General features: G+C 62.2%; 20 protein-coding genes. 8 read left to right on the top strand and 12 right to left on the bottom strand.

What is annotated here, in order from left to right:
• Positions 1 to 117: 117 nt before the first annotated feature.
• Entirely contained in the window at positions 118 to 765 is a 648-nt protein-coding gene (chpT, locus tag AC1DV9_RS22415; RefSeq protein ID WP_477950167.1) for a histidine phosphotransferase ChpT, read from the bottom strand.
• A 189-nt stretch (positions 766 to 954) separates the two neighbouring features.
• Between chpT and AC1DV9_RS22410 the strand changes: the two genes are divergently transcribed.
• Both AC1DV9_RS22410 and AC1DV9_RS22405 read left to right on the top strand, forming a co-directional pair.
• On the top strand, positions 955 to 1551 hold the full coding sequence (locus tag AC1DV9_RS22410; protein WP_112516328.1) for a DUF1134 domain-containing protein: 597 nt from the start codon (positions 955 to 957) through the stop codon (positions 1549 to 1551).
• Positions 1552 to 1669: 118 nt separating this feature from the next.
• On the top strand, positions 1670 to 2827 hold the full coding sequence (locus AC1DV9_RS22405) for a hypothetical protein (protein WP_477950097.1): 1158 nt from the start codon (positions 1670 to 1672) through the stop codon (positions 2825 to 2827).
• Between the two features lie 2 nt (positions 2828 to 2829).
• On the opposite strand, the gene AC1DV9_RS22400 is transcribed toward AC1DV9_RS22405, so the two are convergent.
• Together AC1DV9_RS22400 and AC1DV9_RS22395 are read right to left on the bottom strand one after the other, a co-directional pair.
• The gene (locus tag AC1DV9_RS22400; RefSeq protein ID WP_477950096.1) at positions 2830 to 3648 is read right to left on the bottom strand and encodes a TrmH family RNA methyltransferase; all 819 of its coding nucleotides are present in this window, start codon (positions 3646 to 3648) and stop codon (positions 2830 to 2832) included.
• A 3-nt stretch (positions 3649 to 3651) separates the two neighbouring features.
• On the bottom strand, positions 3652 to 4035 hold the full coding sequence (locus AC1DV9_RS22395) for a hypothetical protein (protein ID WP_477950095.1): 384 nt from the start codon (positions 4033 to 4035) through the stop codon (positions 3652 to 3654).
• 36 nt (positions 4036 to 4071) lie between these two features.
• On the opposite strand from AC1DV9_RS22395, the gene AC1DV9_RS22390 reads away from it, so the two are divergent.
• Both AC1DV9_RS22390 and rpoH read left to right on the top strand, forming a co-directional pair.
• Positions 4072 to 5106: an RluA family pseudouridine synthase gene (locus tag AC1DV9_RS22390; RefSeq protein ID WP_112516323.1), complete on the top strand. Its 1035-nt coding sequence runs from the start codon at positions 4072 to 4074 to the stop codon at positions 5104 to 5106.
• A gap of 163 nt (positions 5107 to 5269) precedes the next feature.
• Positions 5270 to 6178: an RNA polymerase sigma factor RpoH gene (rpoH, locus tag AC1DV9_RS22385; RefSeq protein ID WP_477950094.1), complete on the top strand. Its 909-nt coding sequence runs from the start codon at positions 5270 to 5272 to the stop codon at positions 6176 to 6178.
• Between the two features lie 88 nt (positions 6179 to 6266).
• Here rpoH and AC1DV9_RS22380 read toward each other — a convergent pair whose 3' ends face one another.
• From AC1DV9_RS22380 to AC1DV9_RS22365, 4 genes are all read right to left on the bottom strand, one after another.
• Entirely contained in the window at positions 6267 to 6776 is a 510-nt protein-coding gene (locus AC1DV9_RS22380; RefSeq protein ID WP_477950093.1) for an SRPBCC family protein, read from the bottom strand.
• Positions 6760 to 7116, bottom strand: a complete 357-nt coding sequence (locus AC1DV9_RS22375; RefSeq protein WP_112516321.1) for a helix-turn-helix domain-containing protein — start codon at positions 7114 to 7116, stop codon at positions 6760 to 6762. Before AC1DV9_RS22375 ends, AC1DV9_RS22380 begins: the two co-directional genes overlap by 17 nt.
• A 228-nt stretch (positions 7117 to 7344) precedes the next feature.
• Positions 7345 to 9717: a hypothetical protein gene (locus tag AC1DV9_RS22370; protein ID WP_477950092.1), complete on the bottom strand. Its 2373-nt coding sequence runs from the start codon at positions 9715 to 9717 to the stop codon at positions 7345 to 7347.
• Between the two features lie 59 nt (positions 9718 to 9776).
• A complete protein-coding gene (locus AC1DV9_RS22365) occupies positions 9777 to 11072 on the bottom strand; it encodes an adenylosuccinate synthase (protein ID WP_477950091.1) in 1296 nt (431 codons plus the stop codon).
• A gap of 196 nt (positions 11073 to 11268) precedes the next feature.
• Between AC1DV9_RS22365 and AC1DV9_RS22360 the strand changes: the two genes are divergently transcribed.
• Complete coding sequence (locus AC1DV9_RS22360; RefSeq protein ID WP_477950090.1) at positions 11269 to 12186, top strand: DMT family transporter; 918 nt, start codon at positions 11269 to 11271, stop codon at positions 12184 to 12186.
• Here AC1DV9_RS22360 and AC1DV9_RS22355 read toward each other — a convergent pair.
• Complete coding sequence (locus AC1DV9_RS22355; protein ID WP_477950089.1) at positions 12183 to 13028, bottom strand: GNAT family N-acetyltransferase; 846 nt, start codon at positions 13026 to 13028, stop codon at positions 12183 to 12185. The two genes, AC1DV9_RS22360 and AC1DV9_RS22355, sit on opposite strands and share 4 nt — an antisense overlap.
• 321 nt (positions 13029 to 13349) lie before the next feature.
• The gene (locus AC1DV9_RS22350) at positions 13350 to 15389 is read right to left on the bottom strand and encodes a response regulator (RefSeq protein WP_477950166.1); all 2040 of its coding nucleotides are present in this window, start codon (positions 15387 to 15389) and stop codon (positions 13350 to 13352) included.
• Between the two features lie 351 nt (positions 15390 to 15740).
• Between AC1DV9_RS22350 and AC1DV9_RS22345 the strand changes: the two genes are divergently transcribed.
• Positions 15741 to 16610, top strand: a complete 870-nt coding sequence (locus AC1DV9_RS22345; protein WP_477950088.1) for a DUF6030 family protein — start codon at positions 15741 to 15743, stop codon at positions 16608 to 16610.
• Between the two features lie 4 nt (positions 16611 to 16614).
• Here the strand turns inward: AC1DV9_RS22345 and AC1DV9_RS22340 are convergent, their stop codons facing one another.
• The 3 genes from AC1DV9_RS22340 to ung form a co-directional block, all read right to left on the bottom strand.
• On the bottom strand, positions 16615 to 17223 hold the full coding sequence (locus tag AC1DV9_RS22340; RefSeq protein WP_477950087.1) for an alpha/beta hydrolase: 609 nt from the start codon (positions 17221 to 17223) through the stop codon (positions 16615 to 16617).
• A gap of 11 nt (positions 17224 to 17234) precedes the next feature.
• Positions 17235 to 18167 carry a VOC family protein gene (locus AC1DV9_RS22335; protein ID WP_477950086.1) on the bottom strand — a complete coding sequence of 311 codons (933 nt, stop codon included), beginning with the start codon at positions 18165 to 18167 and terminating at the stop codon, positions 17235 to 17237.
• Between the two features lie 139 nt (positions 18168 to 18306).
• The gene (ung, locus tag AC1DV9_RS22330; RefSeq protein WP_477950085.1) at positions 18307 to 19008 is read right to left on the bottom strand and encodes a uracil-DNA glycosylase; all 702 of its coding nucleotides are present in this window, start codon (positions 19006 to 19008) and stop codon (positions 18307 to 18309) included.
• 153 nt (positions 19009 to 19161) lie between these two features.
• Here ung and AC1DV9_RS22325 point away from each other — a divergent pair, with 153 nt between their 5' ends.
• Complete coding sequence (locus tag AC1DV9_RS22325; RefSeq protein WP_477950084.1) at positions 19162 to 20583, top strand: phosphomannomutase; 1422 nt, start codon at positions 19162 to 19164, stop codon at positions 20581 to 20583.
• 32 nt (positions 20584 to 20615) lie between these two features.
• The gene (locus tag AC1DV9_RS22320) at positions 20616 to 22043 is read left to right on the top strand and encodes a mannose-1-phosphate guanylyltransferase/mannose-6-phosphate isomerase (RefSeq protein ID WP_477950083.1); all 1428 of its coding nucleotides are present in this window, start codon (positions 20616 to 20618) and stop codon (positions 22041 to 22043) included.
• The last annotated feature ends 5 nt before the right edge of the window (positions 22044 to 22048 follow it).

Below are 22048 nucleotides of genomic sequence, written 5' to 3'. Positions count from 1 at the left end.
CTGCTCCTTCGCCCCACTTCTGTCCCGGTGGCGCTTCCTCAGCCCGAAAGGATAGGTCGATTTGGCTAAGGAAGTGTTACCCGGAAAGAGACAATGCGCAGTCATGCAACCATAAGCTTAGGCCGCAACGGTTTCGGCTGTAAAAATAATCTCTTCGCCGGTTGCGCTATGGCCGAGCTCCATGCCGCATTCGTCGGCCAGCAGAACGGTGTAATAGGGCTGGATCGAATGGGCATCGACCGCTTCTTCGATGTTGCCCGAGACAATCTCGACGAATTTCGGCGGCAGGCGCATCAGCTTGCCCTTGGCGACGATCTTGAATTTCGCGTCGAATTCCGGATTTTCGAGCGTCACTTCCAGAGAGCCGCCGCGCGGGATCGAGGAATAGGCGACCAAAAGCAGATTGAGCAGCAGCTTGACGCGGTTCTTGGCGACGATGGCGCGCGGACCGATCCAGGTGATCTCGGTCTTCTTTTCAGCCGCAGCGAAATCCTTGGCGGCACGTTCTGCCTCGCCGGTATCGATCGAGGCGCCGACGGAGCCCGAAGCACCGAAGGCAAGACGAGCGAACTTGAGACGCACAGAGGCATTCAGCGCACTGGTGCGGATCAGATCCATGGCGTCGGCATCGGCACCGCCCTCGTCGAGCAGCTCCAGACCGTTGTTGATTGCGCCGACAGGCGAGATGACGTCATGGCAGACGCGGCTGCAGAGCAGCGCGGCAAGATCCGGGCCGGTCAAAGTCAGATTGGGGTTCTTGGACATCATCGTCTCCTAATGGCGGTCAATTCATTCCGCCATATCTTGCCTGATCAAAATTGCACGAAGTTTGCGCCCGTACTCGGCGCCATAATGACACCATATTTGGTAAACCGATTGTTAAGGCGATCGGAGCAAAATGTATCAATTGCCGGAAACGGCTCATTGAACCGACCATGATGAACGGATGACACCATGCACCTTCAATCCCCAGGAAGATTTATGGGCTTCTGCCGGCTGCTTGTCGCGCTGACCATCTCTGCATTTATGCTCTCTTCGCAACAGGCTGCGGCCCAGCAGGCCAATAGCAGCCAGTACACGGTCCAGGAAATCGTCGACGCCGGACACTCCTTCTTCGGCTCCACCAGCGGCGGTCTCGCCAAGGTCATCGAAGCTGCCTTCCAGAAATACGGCTTGCCGAACGGCTACATTCTCGGACAGGAAGGCTCCGGCGCCTTCATCGCCGGCCTCACCTATGGCGAAGGACAGCTGAACACCAAGAACGCAGGCGAGCATCCGCTCTACTGGCAGGGTCCGTCGCTCGGCATCGACTACGGCGGCCAGGGCTCGCGCGTCATGATGCTGGTGTACGACCTGCCGTCTATCGACAGCATCTATGCCCGCTTCGGCGGCGTCAGCGGCCAGGCCTACGTCATCGCCGGCTTCGGCATGACGCTGCTCAAGAACAATAACGTTCTCGTCGTGCCGATCCGCACCGGCGTCGGCGCCCGTCTCGGCGTCAATGTCGGCTATCTCAAGATCACCCCCGGCCCGACGTGGAACCCCTTCTGATATGGAATGGACGGCGGGATTCTTCCCCGCCGTCACCCATCCGCCACTTGCCCCGCGCGCATTGCGTGCGTAATCATTGCTGCGACGCAAATCACTTTCTGGAAGCATTGACAGCGCCGTGATCGAATATGCTCTTCTGTTCGGGCTGGGTTTCCTGACTGCGGCCTTCCTGGTTTTCCTGGTGTCCCCTGCCATCCACCGGCGCGTCGTCTGGTACACGGAAAACCGGATGCGGGCGACGATGCCGCTCAGCCCCCAGGAAGTGCGGGCGCAGAAGGATATGGTCCGCGCCCTCTACGCTGCCGATAATGCGCGCACGACGCAGGATCTTACCCGCGAGCGTGAAAAATCCCTCTCCCTGCAATTGCGGCATGACTCTTTGGCGCTCGACGGCGGCCGCTTGGCCGCCGAGATCAGCACCCTCCAGGGCCAGATCAGCGATCTCAACGTCGAAGCCGCCGAGCTGCGCTCGCATCTGCGCAAGGACGAGAACTATATCAGCCAGCTGAAGACCAGCCTGCATATCGCCGAGCAATCGAGCGCCCAGAAGGAAGGCGAGCTGGATGCACTGCGCATCCGGCTGAACAAGCTTGCTGAACAGACAGACAATTTGAAGATAGACATGGCGGCACGCGAAACCGAGATCGAAAGCGTCAAGTTCCGCGCCAATGCACTGCGCGACGAGCGCGACACGCTGCGCCAGGACGTCAACCTCCTGCAGAAGCGCGCCAAGGATGCCGAGCAGAAGCTGACCCAGCAGGAACACATGGTGATCCGCCTTGAAGACAAGGTGGCGCGCGAAACTGCTGCTGCGGCCGACAAGGACACGCTGCTTACCCGCCGCCAGCAGGAGCTCGCCAAGCTCAAGGAGCAGCTGAAAGGCACCAATTCCGAGCTGCGCATGGCAGGCCACGTCATCCGCGAGGCCGGCATATCGGGTTCGCTGCTGAACGCACTTCCCGACACTGCACCGGCAACAGAGGAAGACGAAGGCATGGACCCGGCAGCCGCCGCAGCGCAGCTCGCCGAGGATGCGCGCGCCCGCAGCAGCGATCTCTCGGATCGCGTCCTGAAAGCGAGAACCGCCACCGGCAAGGATAGTGCGTTGCGCGAAGAGATCGCCTCGATCGCTGCCAAGGTCGTGGCGCTGACCGCGCTCAACGAGGGCGAGACATCGCCGGTTCGCAAGCTCTTGCCCGAAAATACCGGCAGCCTACAGGCCGAGCGGCTGAACCTCGCGGCCCGCACGGCCACCATTCTATCCGAACAAAAATAGGCTCAGAGCCTGCGGGCAGCCGACGCCATGGAAAACAGGGCGATCCCCGTTGCCGTCGCTACGTTCAGGCTATCCAGCCCTTCGGATTGCGGGATCCGGGCGCTGCGGAACCGCGAAAGGATCGCCTGCGGCAACCCCTCGCCCTCCGTCCCGGCAACCAGTGCCATGCGCGGCGAAGCCGGGATATCGCGGATATCGACCTCGCCACGCGGCGAAAGTGTCCAGATATCGAAGCCGCGCTCAGCAAGACCGCCGAGCAGATCGAGCGCCGTTCCCTGGCGCTCGTAGGGCACGCTGAGCACAGAGCCGACCGAGACGCGCAACGCCTTGCGATAGAGCGGATCACAAGAGGTTTCGTCGAGGAAGATCGCGTCCGCCTTGAACGCTGCCGCATTGCGGAACATCGATCCGGCATTGTCGTGATTGGAGATGCCGCATCCGGCAATGACCAGCGCCTGTTCCGGCAGCCGGTCGATCAGGCTTGTCTCCGGCACGAGCTTCCTGCCGAGCGCCAGCACGCCGCGATGCAGATGGAAACCGACGATGCCATCCAGCGTGGCGGCATCGGCGATGTAGACAGGCACGTCGCCGGGAAACTCGGCCAGGATATCGTCTACGCCTGCCGCCCGGTTTGCGAGCAGCAGGATCTTCTCGGCCGCAAACGTGCCGCGCCGGTGCGCCTGCGCCAGCATGCGCAGCACCACCGTTCCCTCGGCGATGAAACGGCCCTGGCGCCCCGTCAGGTCCCGCTCGCGGATCTCGCGAAACTCCGCGATCCTCGGATCGGCGGGATCATCGATCGTGACCGGAGCAGCCGCCATGGCTCAATTGCCGGCGATGGCGATATCGGCGACGGTATGGCCCGTCCTGGTATCGACGACGATCGCGCGGTGCTTGCCATCGCTACCCTGACCGTAGAACAGGATCTGGCTGCCCGAAAGCGAGGTCGACTGAACCGCGAAGCCGGCCGGCAGCGAAACCGTGCTGCTGACCGGCGAATCCGTCGGAACGCCGTTCGAAGCAACAGCAGGCGCGCCTGCCGGTGCAGGCCGCGTCACCTTGTAGACAACCGCGCCGAAGACCGCCATAAGGCTCACGAACATGATGGCGCCGGAAACGATCTGCAGGCGAACCATCTTGCGCCGGACGCTTTCCATTGCCGGGTCAAGGGGCTTGTCTTCCTGATCGTCTGGTTCGATTTGCGTCATTACGGTGTCCTATGAAAACTTCGGAGAAGAAGCGACTTGAGCGACCCCTTTAAACAAGCATCCGGCATTAGGAAAGTCCTGACGGCAGATGAGAGCGCAACGGGCCGCCTCGACGCATGGCTGACGGCCCAGCTCGGGCCTGAGTTTTCGCGCAGCCGGGTGAAGGTGCTGATCAAGGAAGGCCAGCTTCTGGTGAACGGCGCGCTGGCGACCGATCCGCAAAAGAAGGTCCGCCCCGGCGATACCTACGAGATGCTGCTGCCCGAGCCGGAAGATCCGGAGCCCAAGGGCGAGAACATCCCGCTCGACATCCTATACGAGGACGACGACGTCATCGTCATCTCGAAGCCATCGGGCCTCGTCGTCCATCCCGCCGCCGGCAACTGGACCGGCACGCTGGTCAACGCATTGATCTATCACTGCGGCGACAGCCTTTCCGGCATCGGCGGCGTCAAGCGCCCCGGTATCGTTCACCGGCTCGACAAGGATACGACCGGCGTGATGATCGTTGCCAAGAACGATATCGCCCACCGGCATCTGTCGGCGCAGTTTGCCGACCACGGCCGCACCATGCCGCTGGAACGCGCCTATCAGGCGATCGTCTGGGGCCGTCCACGCTCGCTGGCAGGCACCATCGACGCGCCGCTCGGCCGCGGCACCAACGACCGCACCCGCCGCGAGGTGAAGCGCCCCGGCAATCAGGAGGCCGACGAAGCGATCACCCATTACGAGGTGCTGGAACGCTTCCAGGAGACGCCGGACGCCTTGTCGCTGGCTTCGCTGGTCGAGTGCCACCTGGAAACCGGCCGTACCCACCAGATCCGCGTTCACATGGCCCATATCGGCCATCCGCTGCTCGGCGACACGGTCTATGGCGCCGGCTTCAAGACCAAGGCAAACAAGCTTCCCGATGCCGTCCGCAAGGTGGTGAACGGCTTTACGCGGCAGGCGCTTCACGCCTATATGCTGCAGTTCGAGCACCCGCGCACCGGCGAAGTCATGCGCTTCGAAGTGCCGCTGCCGGATGATATGATCGAGCTCGTCGAGGCGCTGCGGGCAGCCGCGCCATAACGCCTTCGTGAATGCCCCGGTGGCCTTGAACCCCTGTTCGGCCATACTTATCTGTATATGGACTTAGTGCGGGCTCAGCTTTGGGCCGCACGTCCCGGTTTGCCTTTAACGACGCGGGGACGCGTTCCATCGGGAACCGGAATCTATATAGGAGGGTGCAATCATGGCCCGTAATAACCTGCCATCCATTACGGCCGGCGAAGCCGGTCTTAACCGTTACCTCGACGAAATCCGCAAGTTCCCGATGCTGGAGCCCCAGCAGGAATACATGCTCGCCAAGCGCTATTCCGAACATGGCGACCGCGATGCTGCGCACAAGCTCGTCACCAGCCACCTGCGTCTCGTCGCCAAGATCGCGATGGGCTACCGCGGCTATGGCCTGCCGATCGGCGAAGTCGTGTCCGAAGGTAATGTCGGCCTCATGCAGGCCGTGAAGAAATTCGACCCGGAACGCGGCTTCCGCCTGGCAACCTATGCCATGTGGTGGATCAAGGCCTCGATCCAGGAATATATCCTGCGTTCGTGGTCGCTCGTGAAAATGGGCACGACCGCCAATCAGAAGCGCCTGTTCTTCAACCTGCGCCGCCTCAAGGGCCGCCTGCAGGCGATCGACGAAGGTGATCTGAAGCCGGAACACGTCTCCGAAATCGCCACCAAGCTGAAGGTGTCGGAAGAGGAAGTCGTCTCCATGAACCGCCGCCTGTCGGGCGACGCATCGCTGAACGCCTCCATCAAGGCGTCCGAAGGCGATAGCGGCCAGTGGCAGGATTGGCTGGTCGACGATCACGACAGCCAGGAAGAAGTGCTGATCGAGCAGGATGAGCTCGACACCCGCCGCCGGATGCTGTCCAAGGCGATGTCCGTGCTCAACGAACGCGAACGCCGCATCTTCGAGGCCCGCCGCCTCGCCGAAGATCCGGTCACGCTGGAAGACCTGTCGTCGGAATTCGACATCAGCCGCGAACGCGTCCGCCAGATCGAGGTCCGTGCCTTCGAAAAAGTCCAGGACGCAGTCCGCAAGGAAGCGCTCGACATGGCCAAGGCCGTGCGCGTGGTGGAAGCCAGCGCGTAAGCGCCTTCGGCAAGACAACAATTGAAAAAGGCGGGCCAATGGCCCGCCTTTTTTGCAATGTGGATGCGCTGGGCTTCACGATACCATATCAGCAATGATCGCCGATGCTGGAAAGAAATTCGCGGAGTTGTTCCAGTTGTTCCGGCAATGCGGCCGCGCCTTCCTGCAGTGCTTGTTCAAGCGCCTCCCTGGACGGATAGACTTCGTGGAAGGTCAACAGGGTTTTCCCGCCCTGATCCTCGAAGGTCACGGTCGTGATCGCGCCCTCTTCGCCCTCGTCATTGGTCCAGACGATACGCTCGTTGGGCACGACCTCGAGATACTTACCGTAGAAGGCCATGGTATCCGAACCGCCCGTGCCGAATTCAAGCCGATATTTGCCGCCGGTGCGGACGTCCATGGCGCACGATACCAGCGAAACGCCGCCCGGCGCCGATTCCGGCACCCACCAGCGCTGAAACAGCTCCGGCTGGCTCCACGCCCTGTAGACCGTGCTCGGCGGCGCATTGAACGTTCGCGTAATGACGAGCTCGCGATCCCCTTTGCGCTGGACTGAGGTAGGGTTCTGCGCGCCTGTACTCTCAAACTGCTCCTTCATCGCTTCCTCCCTGTTGCATTTCGTTGATGATTTCATCCAACGCGTCGAAACGGGCCTCGAAGAGCTTGCGGTGCGCCTCTATCCACTCCGCCTCCGCCTTGAGGCCGCGTTTTCCAAGCCTGCAGGTTCTCACCCTTCCAACCTTCTGCGTGACGACAAGCCCGGCCCTCTCAAGAACCTGGACGTGCTTCTTCATGCCGGTCAGCGTCATCTGAAAGGCATCAGCGAGACTGGTAATAGATGCGTCCCCATGGCCGAGCAGATCGATGATCCCACGGCGTGTCGCATCGGAAAGCGCCGCGAACGAGAGATCAAGAGGAGGAGCTATATACTGAACCATATAGTTCAGTGTTGTAATCTGCTTAGACGAGAAGCGCAAGCGTTCCCTGCGATTCCGACTATTCGCTATGTCCCTTTCCAGCGCGCGGATTCGATCGAGTTCGAAAATTCGACACTCGTAATCGTCCCGCCAACCGCGGTTCGTGGATAGAACTGGAGATGTTTCTGGCACGTGAACGGCAGGCGGTCCCGGCAGGAACCGCCTCGTTTTGTGGCTACCAGCCAGATTTTACTGGCTGGTGCTGACGTCGCCGAGGGCGGTCCAGCTGCTGATCGCGGTGTTGAACGCGGCGCCGCCGGTCGAACCCTTCTGCATGGTGATCAGGGCACGGCGGCCGTTGCGGTAGGTGATCGGGATGTCGATCCAGTCGCGGGTGGCGAGCAGGTCGAGGTTCGACTTGCGGGCGTCCGGATAGTCGTTCAGGGCGATCATGTGGAAATCGTCGGTGATCTTGGCCGGAACGGCGATCAACGCGTCGCCGCGGTCCTGCTCGGTCCGCTTCATCGAGATGCGCTGAACGCTGTCGATCTTACCACCTTCAAAATTCGGCGGTACCGAGAAGACGATTTCGACCAGATGGCTGGCGGGCAGCGACGGGTCGGAATTGCGCTTGAAGGTCACGAGAGCCGAGAGATTGCGCTCGGGAACGGTGACATTGCCCTGCACCGTCGCCTCATCCTTGCCGTTGGCGCCCTTCTCGTGCTGGACGCTCCAGACGACCGAACCCTGGATCGCCGTCGGCGAGCTCTGGCCAATACGCTCCTCATAGAGGAACATCTTTTCCGATGCGCCGACCGGTGTCTGCGTCTGCGCGGCAGCCGGGGCCGGCGCATCCGTTGCAGGTGGCTGCTGTGCATTGGCAGCGCCCGGCTGCGCCGCAGGCGTGGCCTGTGCCTGTACGGCCGGGGCGGCAGAAGCGACGCTCTGCTGCGCAACCGACTTGCCTTCGGCTGTCGGTGTCGTGGCGACCGTGGCTGGACCCGGATCCGTCTCGCTGCCGTCGGCCATCAGGCGCTGGTTGAACTTGTTGCTGACCGACGAGCCGTCATCCACGGCGGCAACCTGCTTGTTGCTTTCAGCCGGGGCTGCGGAGCTGTCGTTTGCCGCCGGAGCGGTGCCCGATGCCGGAGTGGTGGCGGGCGGTGTCGTGGTCGCTGCGGGCTTCGTCGTTTCGGCGGTCTTCGGCGCCGAGCTGATCAGGCCATTGACCATGGCGTTCAGCTCGTCACGCTTCATCCACGCCGCGTAGCCGCCACCGCCAAGCACGGCGAGAGCAACGAGCGTACCGATGATCCTGCCGAGGCCGAAGCGGCGGCGCTTCGGCTCCATGCGGAAATTCTTGTTCTGCAGCTTGGCAGCGACGATCTGGTCGATATCGGCAACCGGCGCCGTGTCGTCGTCATCATTGGCAACGCTGCCGCGGCGGCCGTAGCCGCGAAGCGATTCGGCTTCCTTCCACTCGCTGCCGGGCACATCCGGCGCCGGCTGCGCAGGCGCCGCCTTGTTGCCATGCACTTCGGAAAACAGATCGGAATCGTCGCCATGCGGTGCCGCTGCGGCCTTCTTGGGCGCATCGATCGGCGGCAGGTCGTCGAAGGCTGCCGCTTCCCATGAGAAGCCTTCGTGCGCCGGAGGCATCTTGGCGGGCTCCGGCACAGAGCTCAGACCCGACAGCGCCTCTTCGAAGGCGCGGGCGCCGGAATCGGCGTTAGCGGCAGGCGCAAGGGCGGAGAAGTTGTGCAGTTCCTGATCGGCCCAGACCGTTTCGGCATCCTTCGGCGGCTCGGCGGGTGCCTCGGCAACGGGCTCGCTCCACACAGGCTCGAAACGCCCGGCGGCATCGCTCTGCAGCGGCTCTTCCTGCGTCTGCTCGACAAATTCCTGTGGCTTCTCGAACGAGGCGAAAGGCTCGACCAGGCGGTTGGCTGGATTATATTCGCTAGCGCGAAGCGGCTCGACGGCTTCCACCGGTTCCGGTTCGGCGTGATGTTCTTCGAAGACTGCGGTTTCGGCGGCAACGTGGTGTTCCGGCTCGACCGGCTCTTCGTGCTGCGGGGCGTGCCAGGTTTCAGCAGGCGCGTCCTCGGCAGGCTGCTGCCACGGCGCCGGCTCTTCTGCGTGCACTTCGGGTTCGGCGGCCGGTGCCGCTTCTTCATGATAGACGGGCTGCGGCTCTTCGTAGGCAGGCTCGGCGGCGGCAGGCTCTCGGTCGGCGACAGGCTCCTTGTAGGCCGGATGCTCTTCCGGAGCGGCGTCTTCAACCGGCTCGGCCGCCGCATGCACGGGCTCTTCGACCGGCGCTTCCGCTGCCGGTTCTTCATGGACGGGCTCGGGGATGGCCTCGGCAGCGGCTACAGGCTCCAGCGCTACGGCGTTGTCGTCCGGCAGCGCCTCGGCATGCTCGGCCTCGACTTCACGAATGGCGGCGTCCAGCTTTTCCAGCTGCCGTTGCAACATCGCTTCCGGCGGACGCGGCTTCATGTTTTCGAGCTGCCGCTGCACTGCGCCGCGGGCCCGCTCGTAAACCTTCACCCGCATCTCGGGCGTATTTTCGGTCAGACCGTCAACGGCCCGCCGGATGACTGCAATAAAATCCGCCATTCGTACTTTCTCAAAAGGCCCGGCTTAACGCACGGGCCAAATCGCAATGACCCGCGACATTAATCCTCAAAGGGATCGGTCACAAGTATGGTGTCATCTCGCTCAGGGCTTGTGGACAACAAGGCGACCGGTGCGCCGATCAGCTCCTCGACCTGGCGTACATACTTGATCGCCTGCGCCGGAAGATCGGCCCAGCTGCGGGCGCCGACAGTCGATTCCCTCCATCCCTCGAGCGTGATGTAGACGGGCTCGACACGGGCCTGAGCGGCCTGGCTTGCCGGCAGGTAATCGATCTCCTTACCGTCGAGCTTGTAGGCGACGCAGATCTTCAGCTCGTCCAGACCATCGAGGACGTCGAGCTTGGTCAGCGCGATACCGGTGATGCCGGAGGTCTTCACCGTCTGACGGACGAGAACCGAATCGAACCAGCCGCAGCGGCGCGGACGGCCGGTGTTGACGCCGACTTCGCGGCCGACGGTCGACAGGTGCTTGCCGATCTCATCGTTTAGCTCGCACGGGAACGGACCTTCGCCGACGCGGGTCGTGTAGGCCTTGGTGATACCGAGGACATAGCCGATCGCCGTCGGACCGAGGCCGGAACCGGCAGCAGCCTGACCGGCAACGGTGTTCGACGAGGTCACGAACGGATAGGTGCCGTGGTCGTTGTCGAGCAGCGCACCCTGTGCGCCTTCGAACAGGATACGGGCGCCAGCCTTGCGCTGGTCGTCGAGGATGCGCCAGACCTGATCGACATAGGGCAGAACCTGAGCGGCAACGTCGTTCAGTTCCTTCTCCAGCGATTCCACCGAAATTTCCGGGAGGCCAAGGCCGCGGCGCAGGGCGTTGTGATGGGTCAGCAGGCGGTCGATCTTGGCCGGCAGCGTTTCCGGATCGGCAAGATCGATGGCGCGGATGGCGCGGCGGCCGACCTTGTCTTCGTAAGCCGGGCCGATGCCGCGGCGGGTGGTGCCGATCTTGGTGCCGCTGTTGGAGGCGGCGTCTTCGCGGAAGCCGTCGAGGTCGCGGTGCAGCGACAGGATCAGCGGCGCGTTGTCGGCGATGCGCAGCACTTCAGGCGTAACGTTGACGCCCTGGGCGCGCAGCTTCTCGACTTCGGCAACGAAGTGATGCGGATCGACGACGACACCGTTGCCGATGACGCTGAGCTTGCCGCGGACGAGGCCGGACGGCAGCAGCGCCAGCTTGTAGCTGACGCCGTCGATGACCAGCGTATGACCTGCATTATGGCCGCCCTGATAGCGAACGATGACGTCCGCACGTTCCGAAAGCCAATCGACAATCTTGCCCTTGCCTTCGTCACCCCATTGGGAACCGACCACGACTACGTTCGTCATCCAACTCTTCCTGTTACCGGCGGATTATCCGCGCCCTGCTCAAACCCGCGCATCTATAAAGGTTTGTTTTTTGGAAAGCGACCCTGTTATCGCGGTGAAATGGGCTTTTTGCGTGACAAAACAGCCCGCCGCGGGCTATTGCCGGAGCCACGCCCCGCCTCCTGTCCGGCCAATCACCGATACGGAAAGAATCATCGTGCAGATCACGGCCTATATTTGCCTCGTCATCGCAACGCTGTGCTGGGGCGGCAATGCGGTGGCCGGCAAGCTGGCGCTTGGCCATATCAGCCCGATGATGCTGACCCTGCTGCGCTGGACGCTGGCAACGGCATTGATCGCCGCGATCTCCCTGCCCTACCTCAAGCGCGATTGGCCGCTGGTGCGCAAGAACCTGCCGCTGCTCTTCTTCTACGGCATCATCGGCTACACGACCTTCAACGCCATGCTGTATTCCGCCGTCCAGTATACGACGGCGATCAACGTGGCGATCGAGCAGGCCGGCATCCCGATGCTGATCTTCCTGCTGAACTTCCTCTTCTTCCGCACCAGCGTCTCGTTGGCGCAATTCGCTGGCTTCGGCATGACGCTGGTCGGCGTCGCACTGACGGCGGCCCACGGCGATTTCGCCACGCTGCTGCAGCTCAGTCTCAACCGCGGCGACGCGCTGATGCTGATCGCCGTCGTCGCCTATTCCGTCTATACGATCTTTCTGCGCTGGAAACCGCCTGTCGACTGGCGCACGCTGATGGCGATCCCGGCACTTGCCGCCGCGCTCAGCTCCATTCCGCTACTGATCTGGGAAGGTTCCAAGGGCAACATCCAGGTCCCTGATGCGAACGGCTGGGTGATCGCCTTCTACACGGCGATCTTCGCCTCGCTGCTGGCGCAGATCCTCTATATCAAGGGTGTCGAAACGATCGGCGCCAATCGCGCCGGGCTGTTCATCAACCTCGTACCGGTTTTCGGCACGCTGCTGTCCGTTCTGCTTCTCGGAGAAGAGCTGCAGGTCTTCCACATGATCGCACTGGCGCTGACGCTCGGCGGCATCGCGATCGCCGAGAAGGGGCGCCCAAAGGCATCCGCTCCCACGACGCCAGCCTCGCCGGTCGATTAACCGAGCTCGAGCGTCGTCACGCCGTAAACGTTCTTCAGCGGGATCACCGGCGCCTGGCCGCGATACATGCGCATCGTCTCCAAGAGCGGTTCAAGCCCGATCGCCTCGGCGAGCGCGATAGCTTCCGCATTACCTGCAGGCACGTCGATGAAGATCCGGGCGCCGTTCGCCTCCGTGACGAGCTGCGCAACGAGCGCCGCCGCCGTATCGGCATCGGCGGCAAATAGCGGGCCGATCTTGTAGCCTTCGTAACAGCGACGGATCGTGCCATAGCCGCGGATCTTGCCGCTCTTGCGCACGACGGCACTCTTGCGGCCCTTGCGGCTGGTGCACCAGGCGCTGATGAACTCGGGACGCGATGCGGGGAAGATCGAGGAGTCGTAGCGGGCGATGCCATCTGTCTTGTCGGAGACCGCTTGTGCGAGCTGCGGCGATTGCGGTGCAGGCTTGGCTATGCCGCCGAAGCGGATCGTCTTGTAGGCGGGCTCGAAACCCGCCTTGCGGTAGCTCGGCTGCTGCGCCTCGACGCCATCGAGGCCGATGGTACGGCCTTCGGCAGACGCCATGCCGGCATTCCAGATCGCCTTGCCATAGCCTTTGCCACGGAAATCCGGGTGAACGATATAGAGGCCGAGAAAGGCGAAACTGTCGCCATATTTGACGACCGAGATCGAGCCGACAGGCACTTCGCCTATGGCGCCGACAAAGAAGCCGGACGGATCGGCGTCATGAAATGCAAGGGAATCGTCGAGGCCGGGATTCCAGCCTTCCTGCCGGGCCCACTCGAGTACAAGCTCCAACTCGCCCGGCCGCATGGGACGAACCGTAAACTCCGAATTCATGCAACTTCCCTAACCAACTCTGCCGCAAGCCCGCAAAGCGCATATGAAAAAAAGCTAAAGAATAGCTTTCCAAGCATCCCCGCCCATACGAAGAAACATGTTCATGACTGAAACGATCAAACATCGATCGCCGTAAGGCCCGGCGCGAGAAACTTCGTGCCGCAATGATCATGAAACAACAAAGCTACAATCTCAAGAAAATTACTTAACAAATCGCCAGCATCGCGAAGCCGTGAAAGAAGATTCCGGCGGCTCCACGCGTGCTATTCTCGCTGTTCCGGCAGTGCTGGAAGAATGCGGTCGGCAGTCTTCGGCGATCCGTTACTTGATCAGCAGATCTTTCACCCGGCGGGCGAAAGCATCGCCGAGAAACGGCTTGGTCATCACATGCATGCCGTGGTCGAGATGGCCGTGGTTCAGAACCGCATTCTCGGCATATCCGGTAACGAACAGGACACGGAGATCGGGCCGTGTCGCCCTGATCGCATCGGCCAGCTGCCGCCCGTTCATCCCGCCGGGCAGTCCGACATCGGTCACCAGGAGATCGATCGGCTGGCCGGAATTCATGATCCGCATCGCGCTCATGCCGTCATCGGCCTCCAGCACGTGATAACCGAGCTCCTCTAGGATCTCGACCGCGACCATACGCACCAGCGGCTCGTCATCGACGACGAGGATCGTCTCGTGGCCCGAAGCGCGCGGCGTCACCGTCGGGCTCGACATGTCGTCAGCCGTTTCCGCATCGCCGAGATGGCGCGGCAGATAGATGCAGATCATCGTGCCCTTGCCGAGCTCCGAATAGATACGCGCCGTCCCGCCGGACTGGCCGGCAAAGCCATGCACCATCGACAGGCCGAGACCGGTGCCCTGCCCTGTGGGCTTGGTGGTAAAGAACGGATCGAACGCCCGCTCCACGACATCCGGCGTCATGCCGGTGCCGGTATCGCTGACGCAGAGCGACACATATTGCCCGGACGACAGCCCTCGCTGCCGCGAAGCCCGCTCGTCGAACCATCGGTTGCCCGTCTCGATCGTCAGCTTTCCGCCATCGGGCATCGCATCCCTGGCGTTGAGGCAGAGGTTCAGCAGGGCGTTTTCGAGCTGTCCGATATCGACGAAGGTGGTCCACAGACCACCCGCCAGCGCCGTCTCCACCTCGATGGTCGGCCCGACGCTGCGGGTCACCAGATCCTGCATGCCAGACACCAGACGATTGAGCGTTGCCGGTTTCGGATCGAGCGTCTGCCGCCGCGAGAAGGCGAGTAGCCGCTGAGTCAGGCCCGCCGCGCGCTTGACCGCGCCCTGTGCGCCGGTGACGTAGCGGTCGAGTTCGCTGATGCGGCCCTGCGCCAAGCGCGTCTGCATCAGCTCCATGGAACCCGAGATACCGGCCAGCAGGTTATTGAAATCATGCGCCAGACCGCCGGTCAGCTGACCGACCGCTTCCATCTTCTGCGAATGGCGCAGTTGTTCTTCGGCATGCATCAATTCCGCCGTCCGCTCGGCGACACGCTGTTCCAGCGTATCGTTGAGCGAGCGCAGCGCCGAGGTCGCGCGGTCGCGCTCGGCCTCGACGGCACGGCGCGTTTCGATGTCGAGGAGCACGCCCGGAAAGCTGAGCGGCGTGCCATCGGCAGCAAGCTCGACCCGTCCATTGGCTTCCAGCCAGTAATATTGCCCGTCGGCGCGGCGCGTCCGGTATTGATGCGCATAGGGACCGCCGCGTCTCAGGGCTTCGCCCATGGCCTGCGAAAGCGAGGCCTTGTCGTCGGGATGAACGGTTTCGATCACCTGATCGAGGCTGAGTCCGATCCGGCCAAGCGCCGGATCGAGACCGAATGCCCGCGCAAAGGCCTCATCCACTGTGAATCGGTTTGACGGCACGTCCCAGAACCAGGTCCCGATAATGGCGCCGGCCGCGAGTGCCAGCTGAACGCGCTGCACATTTTCGCGCGCGGTCGCCTCGCTGTCACGCAATGCATTTTCCGCCTGCCTGCGCGCGGTGATATCCCGAAACAGCACCGAGACCTGCCGCAGGCTTGCCGGCTCGACGCGCGAGGCCGAGACTTCGATATAGCGGTCGACGGCAACGAAATGCTGCTCGAAGCGGATCGCCCGGCCACTTTCCAGCACGCCGCCATAGAGCGTCAGCCACTGGTCCGGCGCATTCGGTTCGATCTCGCGCAGCCTCTTGCCGATGATGTCAGAGATCCCGGTATGCCGCCCATAGCCGGAATTGGCCTCGATATGCACATAGTCGCTCAAGGGGCCATGCGGACCGTCGACGAATTCGATGATGCAGAAGCCGTCGTCGATCGCCTCGAACAGTGCCCGGTAGCGCGCCTCGCTGCGCATCTGCATCTCGTCGGCCGATTGCGGCACGTCACCGCGTCCCGGCTCGACGCCGCTGTAACTGCCTGCTCCGAGGGGTCTGTCTGGCTGCTGCGATCTCAGACGTCGTACTTCTTCTTCGAGCTGCTCCCGGGAGAGCGATGTTACGTCTGAACTCAAGGCAGCAACCTTTTCTGGATGATATCCGCTTGTACGGAGAGGTACAGATCTAGATCACCATCGGCCAACCGCAATGGTCCGAATGCCGTGCTGTGGGCATTTACTGCACATCGGCAGAATTTGCGGTATTTTATTGAGTATTCCGCTTTATCTTTACTGAGACGTGGCGGGCGGGAAGCGCTGGGGAAACGCCACACCAGAGTGATCGATTTGGCAACCGAGACCTCAAATCAGGACATGAAGAACCCGCCGCTGCGCCGGAGGCGCGGCCTGGTGCTGTGGTCTATGCTGGCCGTCTCGCTCTCGCTGATCGGCGGCACCGTTCTGCTGTCGAACGACATGCGGCATCTGCGCGATCTTGCCGGGCGGCTGGGCTACCCGCTCACGCCACAAAAGACCGTGGCAGTCCTCCCGAAAAGCTCGCCTCCGCCACCCAGGCCAAGGCCGGCACCCAATCCTGTCCTCGTCAGCATCGAGCGTGATCCGCGGCTGATGGAGCCACCGCTTGCCGAACTCGCGGCCGCCTTCTTCAGGACATGGTGGACGACGGGCCCGGCGATCTGCGACGCCCTGCGCAAGGCCGGCATCGGCACGACGCCGTGGCGGGCCGCGGGCATGAGCAGCACCACATTCGAATGCACCTTCCAGCAGGTCTACAAGCAGGATGCTGAGCGCCCGCTGAGCTCGGTTTTCGTGATCATCCGCGGCGACCGCGACGGAGCGATCTTCAACATGCGCGCCAAGCTCGTCGGTCCGGAAACCGACAGCGCCGGAAAGCTCGACCCGGCAGCGATGCGAATTTTCGAGACCATGCTCGCCCAGCCGCACTGGCAGGACTTCTCCGCCACGCTCGCAGCGATCCGCGAATTGAAAGACGTGAAGGAAGAAAGCTTCGGCACCAGCGTCAGCTTTACCCGCGAAACCGCCAGCGACAATAGCTTCAACTTCATCATCGCCATGAAGGCGACGCCCGGACCGCAGATCCGCACCAGAGCCTATTTCTCCGGCGAACGCTGGCTTGAGTTGCCCGAGCAGCCGCCTTCGGAAAAGCGGCCGCCCTATTTTCGCTAGAGCCTTAGAAGTAAGGCTCGAAGAACGTCCTGATGGCATCGATCTCGTTCGGACGGATGTCATGCCCGCCCGTGTGCCATTCGGTCGTGACCTTTGCCTTTTCCTGTTCGAAATAGGCAGCAAGCGCCTCGGTCAGCGGAACCGGGCAGATCGGATCGCGCTGGCCCGCGGTGATCAGCACGCGCCGTCCGGCAAGTTCCGCATCGGACTTCGGCTGAAACGGGATCAGCGGATGCAGCAGTGCGCTAGCATCCAAGATGCCTTTCCCGATCAGCACATTGGCGAGAATGTTCGCACCATTGGAAAAGCCCAGTCCGAGAATGTGTGACGCGCCGTGACCGGCCGCGAGATCCCTGACATAGGCGGCCATCTTTTCGGTCGCCCGGGCGAGGTCGTCCATATCGTAGACGCCCTCGCCGGTGCGCTTGAAGAAGCGCGCCGCACCATGTTCGGAAACATCGCCCCGCGGCGAAACGATTGTTGCTTCCGGCAGCAGACGCCGGCCGAACTCGAAGAACTGCGTCTCGTCGCCCCCGGTGCCGTGCAGCACGAAGAGAATAGGCTTGCCGGGTGCACCGGCATGCAGCCGGTGCACATATGAATGATCAGCCATGGCTGTTCTCCTTAGGCTTCGAGCGGCGGCAGATGCTGCTCGATCAACTGGCGCATATGCGCATGCTGCTGCGGCAGCTTCAGCGCCTCGCCCAGATGAGCCGTATCTTCGTCACGGTCGAAGCCCGGTTCGTTGGTGGCGATCTCGAACAGCACGCCGCCCGGCGTGCGGAAATAGATTGCCCAGAAGTAATCGCGGTCGATGACCGGCGTCACCTGGTAACCGGTATCCATCAGCGCCTTGCGCACCTCGAGCTGCGTCTCGCGGTTTTCGACGGCGAAGGCGACGTGGTGGACGGAACCGGCACCCGGCAGCGCCCGGTTGATGCTCGGCATCGTTTCGAGATCGATCAGATGCGCACCATTGCCGCCGGGAAGGATCAGACGCTTGACGCCGTCCTTCTCGTCCTGGACCTGATAACCCATGAACTTCAGAAGTTCGGACGTCGCGCCGTCATCGCGCAGCCGCATGGCAACCGAGTGGAAACCGCGGATCGCATGATCCTCGGAGATACCGCCGTTCGTCCACGGCTTGCGCGCATCGTCCTTGACCTCGACGAGCGCGAAGCCGTCACCGTCGGGACCGGCAAAGTTCAGACGCTTCTCGCCGAAGCTTTCCTCGGTCTTCAGGCCGCCGGCATCGAGCTTCGACAACCGGTCGCTCCAGAAGCCGATCGAGCCTTCGGGAACCGAGTAGACGGTGGTGCCGACTTCGCCGGTACCCGGACGGCCCTGCGCCATCTTCGGGAACGGGAAGTAGGTCATGATCGTACCCGGCGCACCGGTCTCGTCACCATAATAGAGGTGATAGACGTCGGGAGCGTCGAAGTTCACGGTCTTCTTGACCCGGCGCAGGCCGAGCGCGTGGGTGAAGAACTGATTGTTGGTCCGGGCATCCTCAGCCATCGATGTGACGTGGTGCAGCCCCTTGATCTGGTTCAACATGGAAAACCCCTTTCTTGCCCGCATCGGCGGGCTTTCGATGGGTGATAGATGATCCCTCGGCGGCTTTTGGAATAGCCCCGCAAGCTGACACGCATTGTCTCTTTTTATTGAACGATGAAAGAATGTCGTTCAGAAAGCGCTAGTTATTTTGCGGATCGACGGGCAACTGCCAGTCGATCGCTGCACGGTCATGAGACTGCAGATAGGCATTCGCCTTGGAAAACGGCTTGCTGCCGAAGAAGCCATTATGCGCCGAGAGCGGCGAAGGATGCGGCGCCTTCAGCACCAGATGGCGCGCGCTATCGACGAACGCCGCCTTGCGCTGCGCATAGGATCCCCAAAGGATGAAGACCACGTGCTCGCATTCCTCGTTGACCTTGCGGATCACGGCATCGGTGAATTTCTCCCAGCCCTGCCCCTGATGCGAGGCAGCCTGCGCCTCCTCGACGGTCAGGACACTGTTTAGGAGCAGCACGCCCTGCTTCGCCCAATGCTCCAGGAAGCCATGCCGGGCGCGCTCGATACCGAGATCGGTCTCCATCTCCTTGTAGATATTGACCAGCGACGGCGGGATACGCACGCCGGGACGCACGCTGAAGCACAACCCGTGCGCCTGTCCGAGACCGTGATACGGATCCTGGCCGAGGATGACCACCTTCACATCGGATAGCGGCGTCAGATCGAGGGCGCGAAAATACTCCGACCCTTTTGGAAAGATATGCTTTCCCGCCTGCTTCTGCGCCTGCAAAAACGCCTTCAGCTGCTGCATGTACGGGCTCGAAAACTCCGGGGCCAGCGCGGCCTTCCAGCTGTCTTCCAATGCGATTGTCTGTTCGGTCATTTGCGCTCCCGTTCTCTGAGAACGAGCACCTGATGTGGCTCGAAAAGGGAATTGCGAAGTAATTTAGTGATCGCTGCGGATCAAAATTTACGAAGTGACAGTAGTGTGTTGATAATGGCCGACGGATTCAAGCGCTGGCAGGGCTTATTCAGAATGAAATTTGGGACTAGTGGACTGCGCGGGCTCTCCGCCGATCTGAAAGGCAGGGCTTCCGCGCTCTATGCGACCGCCTTCGGTCAGTATCTCCTGGAAAGCGGACAGGTAAAGCCGGGTGACCTCATCCTGCTCGGCCGCGACTTTCGCGATTCCAGCCCGGAAATTGCTGATAACTGCACCGCAGCGCTGGCCTCGCTCGGATTCGCGGTCGCCGATTGCGGCACCGTGCCCACCCCGGCGCTGGCGCTCTACGGCCTCAAACTTGGCGCCGCCAGCCTGATGATCACGGGCTCGCATATCCCCGCCGATCGCAACGGCATCAAGTTCTACAGGCCGGATGGCGAAATCGACAAGGCCGACGAGACGGCGATCTCCGCTGCCGCAGCCAAGCTCGACGCCACGTTTGTGATGCCCGCGAAAACAGGCACGGCATCGGATCATGCCGCCGTCTGCGCCGAAGGCTTCTTCAAGCGCAACGCCGCCATCCTTCCGGCAAAAGCGCTCTCCGGCCTGCGCATCGGCGTCTACCAGCACAGCACCGTCGCGCGCGACATGCTGGTCGATCTGCTGGCGCTCTATGGCGCCGAGACGATAGCACTCGGCCGTTCGCAAACCTTTATCCCGGTAGATACCGAAGCCGTCTCGCCTGAGACGATCGAGCTGTTGAAGGGTTGGGCTGCCGAGCACCGGCTGGACGCAATCGTCTCCGCTGATGGCGATGGCGACCGACCGCTGGTGACCGACGAAACCGGTACGCCGCTGCGCGGTGATCTCCTCGGCCTCATCGCCGCGAAGTTCCTGAAAGCCGCCGTGGTCGTCACTCCGGTGACCTCGAATTCCGGCATCGAGACGGCGGGCGATTTTGCTGTTACCCGCACCAAGGTCGGCTCGCCCTTCGTCATCTCGGGCATGCAGGAGGCGGTTTCGGCGGGCAAGGCGCGCGTCATCGGCTTCGAAGCTAATGGCGGCACGCTGACGGCGTCGGAATTTGCGATCAACGGAACGGTGCTGGCGCCGCTGCCGACACGCGATTGCTTCCTGCCGATGCTGGCCGTGCTTTCGCTTTCGGCAACGGACGGCAAACCGCTGTCCAAGATTGCCTCGTCCTTTGCCCTTCCCGTCGCTGCTGCCGACAGGCTGGAGAATTTTCCGGTCGAGACCAGCGCCAGGCTGATGGCTTATCTTCGCCAATCGCCTGACAACCTCGCCGAATTCCTGACGCCGATGGGCGAACCGGTGACGGTGAGCGATATCGATGGCCTGCGGGTAACGCTTAAGGATGAAGCCGTCATCCACTTTCGGCCTTCCGGTAACGCACCGGAAATGCGCTGTTATGTAGAAGCGAAAGATGAAGCTGCGGCAGCTGCGCTGCTGGATGCCGGCCTGAATCGGATCCGGCAATGGGCGAACACCAACTGAACCAAGACTTACGACCGCGAGGACACATAGAAATGACGCAGAAGATCGTTCCCGTGATCATGGCCGGCGGCAAGGGCACGCGCCTCTGGCCGCTGTCGCGCGCATCGGCGCCAAAGCAGTTCATCCAGTTCATCGGCGACCGGACGCTGTTTCAGGAAACGCTCGCCCGCGTCTCCGATCCCGCCCTCTATGAGGCTCCTGTTGTCCTCACCAATGAGGAGTTCCGCTTCCTCGTTGCCGAGCAGGCCCGCGAGCTCGGCCATGAACTGAAGGCGATCCTGCTCGAGCCGTCGGCCCGCAACACCGCACCCGCCGTTGCCGCCGCCGCCGTGCTGATCGCCGATCTCTTCGGCAAGGACACGCTGATGCATGTCCTCGGCTCCGACTACGAGATCGTTGCCGACCAGAGCTATTTCGATAGCGTGCGCGCCGCTGAAGCGACCGCCGCCAAGGGCAAGCTCGTCACCTTCGGCATCGAGCCATCGGAGGCCGCAACCGGCTACGGCTATATCGAAGGCGGCGAGGCGCTTCCGACCGGCGCATTGACCGTCAAGCGCTTCATTGAAAAGCCGCCGCTGGCCAAGGCCGAGGAAATGCTGGCTGCGGGCGGCTTCTACTGGAACTCCGGCATGTTCATGTTCCAGGTGTCGGCGCTTCTGGCAGAAATGCGGGAACACGCGCCGGAGGCATCGCAGGCTGCCGAAGAAGCGGTTTCCAAATCCGTCCGCGACCTCGACTTCATTCGTCTGGATGCCAAATCCTTCGCCAAGGCGCCGAATATCTCCATCGACTACGCGATCATGGAAAAAACGGCCAATGCCGCCGTCGTCCCTTCGCCCTTCAAGTGGTCGGATCTCGGCAGCTGGGACAGCGTGTGGAAGTCAGGCAATCGTGACGAGCATGGCAATGTCGCCACCGCCAACACGACGCTGATGAACAGCCGGAACTCACTGGTCATGAGCCACGGCGTCCACCTCGCCGTCCAGGGCATGGACGACATCGCTGTCATCGCCAGCGAAGACGCCGTCTATGTCGGCCGCCTGCAAGACAGCCAGAGCGTCGGCGATATCGTCAAGACGCTGGCCGCACGGCCGAAGACGGTGAAGCTTACCGAGACGCACCCGACCTCCTACCGTCCGTGGGGTGGTTACACCTCAATCTTCAATGGCGACCGCTTCCAGGTGAAGCGCATCTTCGTCACGCCGGGCAAGAAACTGTCTCTGCAGAAGCACCATCACCGCTCCGAGCACTGGATCGTCGTTAAGGGCACTGCCGAAGTGACGATTGGAGAGAATGTGCAGATGCTGCGCGAAAACGAGTCGGTCTATATCCCGCTCGGCGAAGTCCACCGCCTTGCCAATCCCGGCAAGATCATGCTGGAGCTCATCGAGGTGCAGACCGGTTCCTATCTCGGCGAAGACGACATCATTCGCCTCGTCGACGAGTTCGGCCGCAACTGACCACA

This window comes from Rhizobium sp. 01L410 (assembly GCF_056400165.1).
This window is presented reverse-complemented; position numbering and strand designations above follow the sequence as displayed.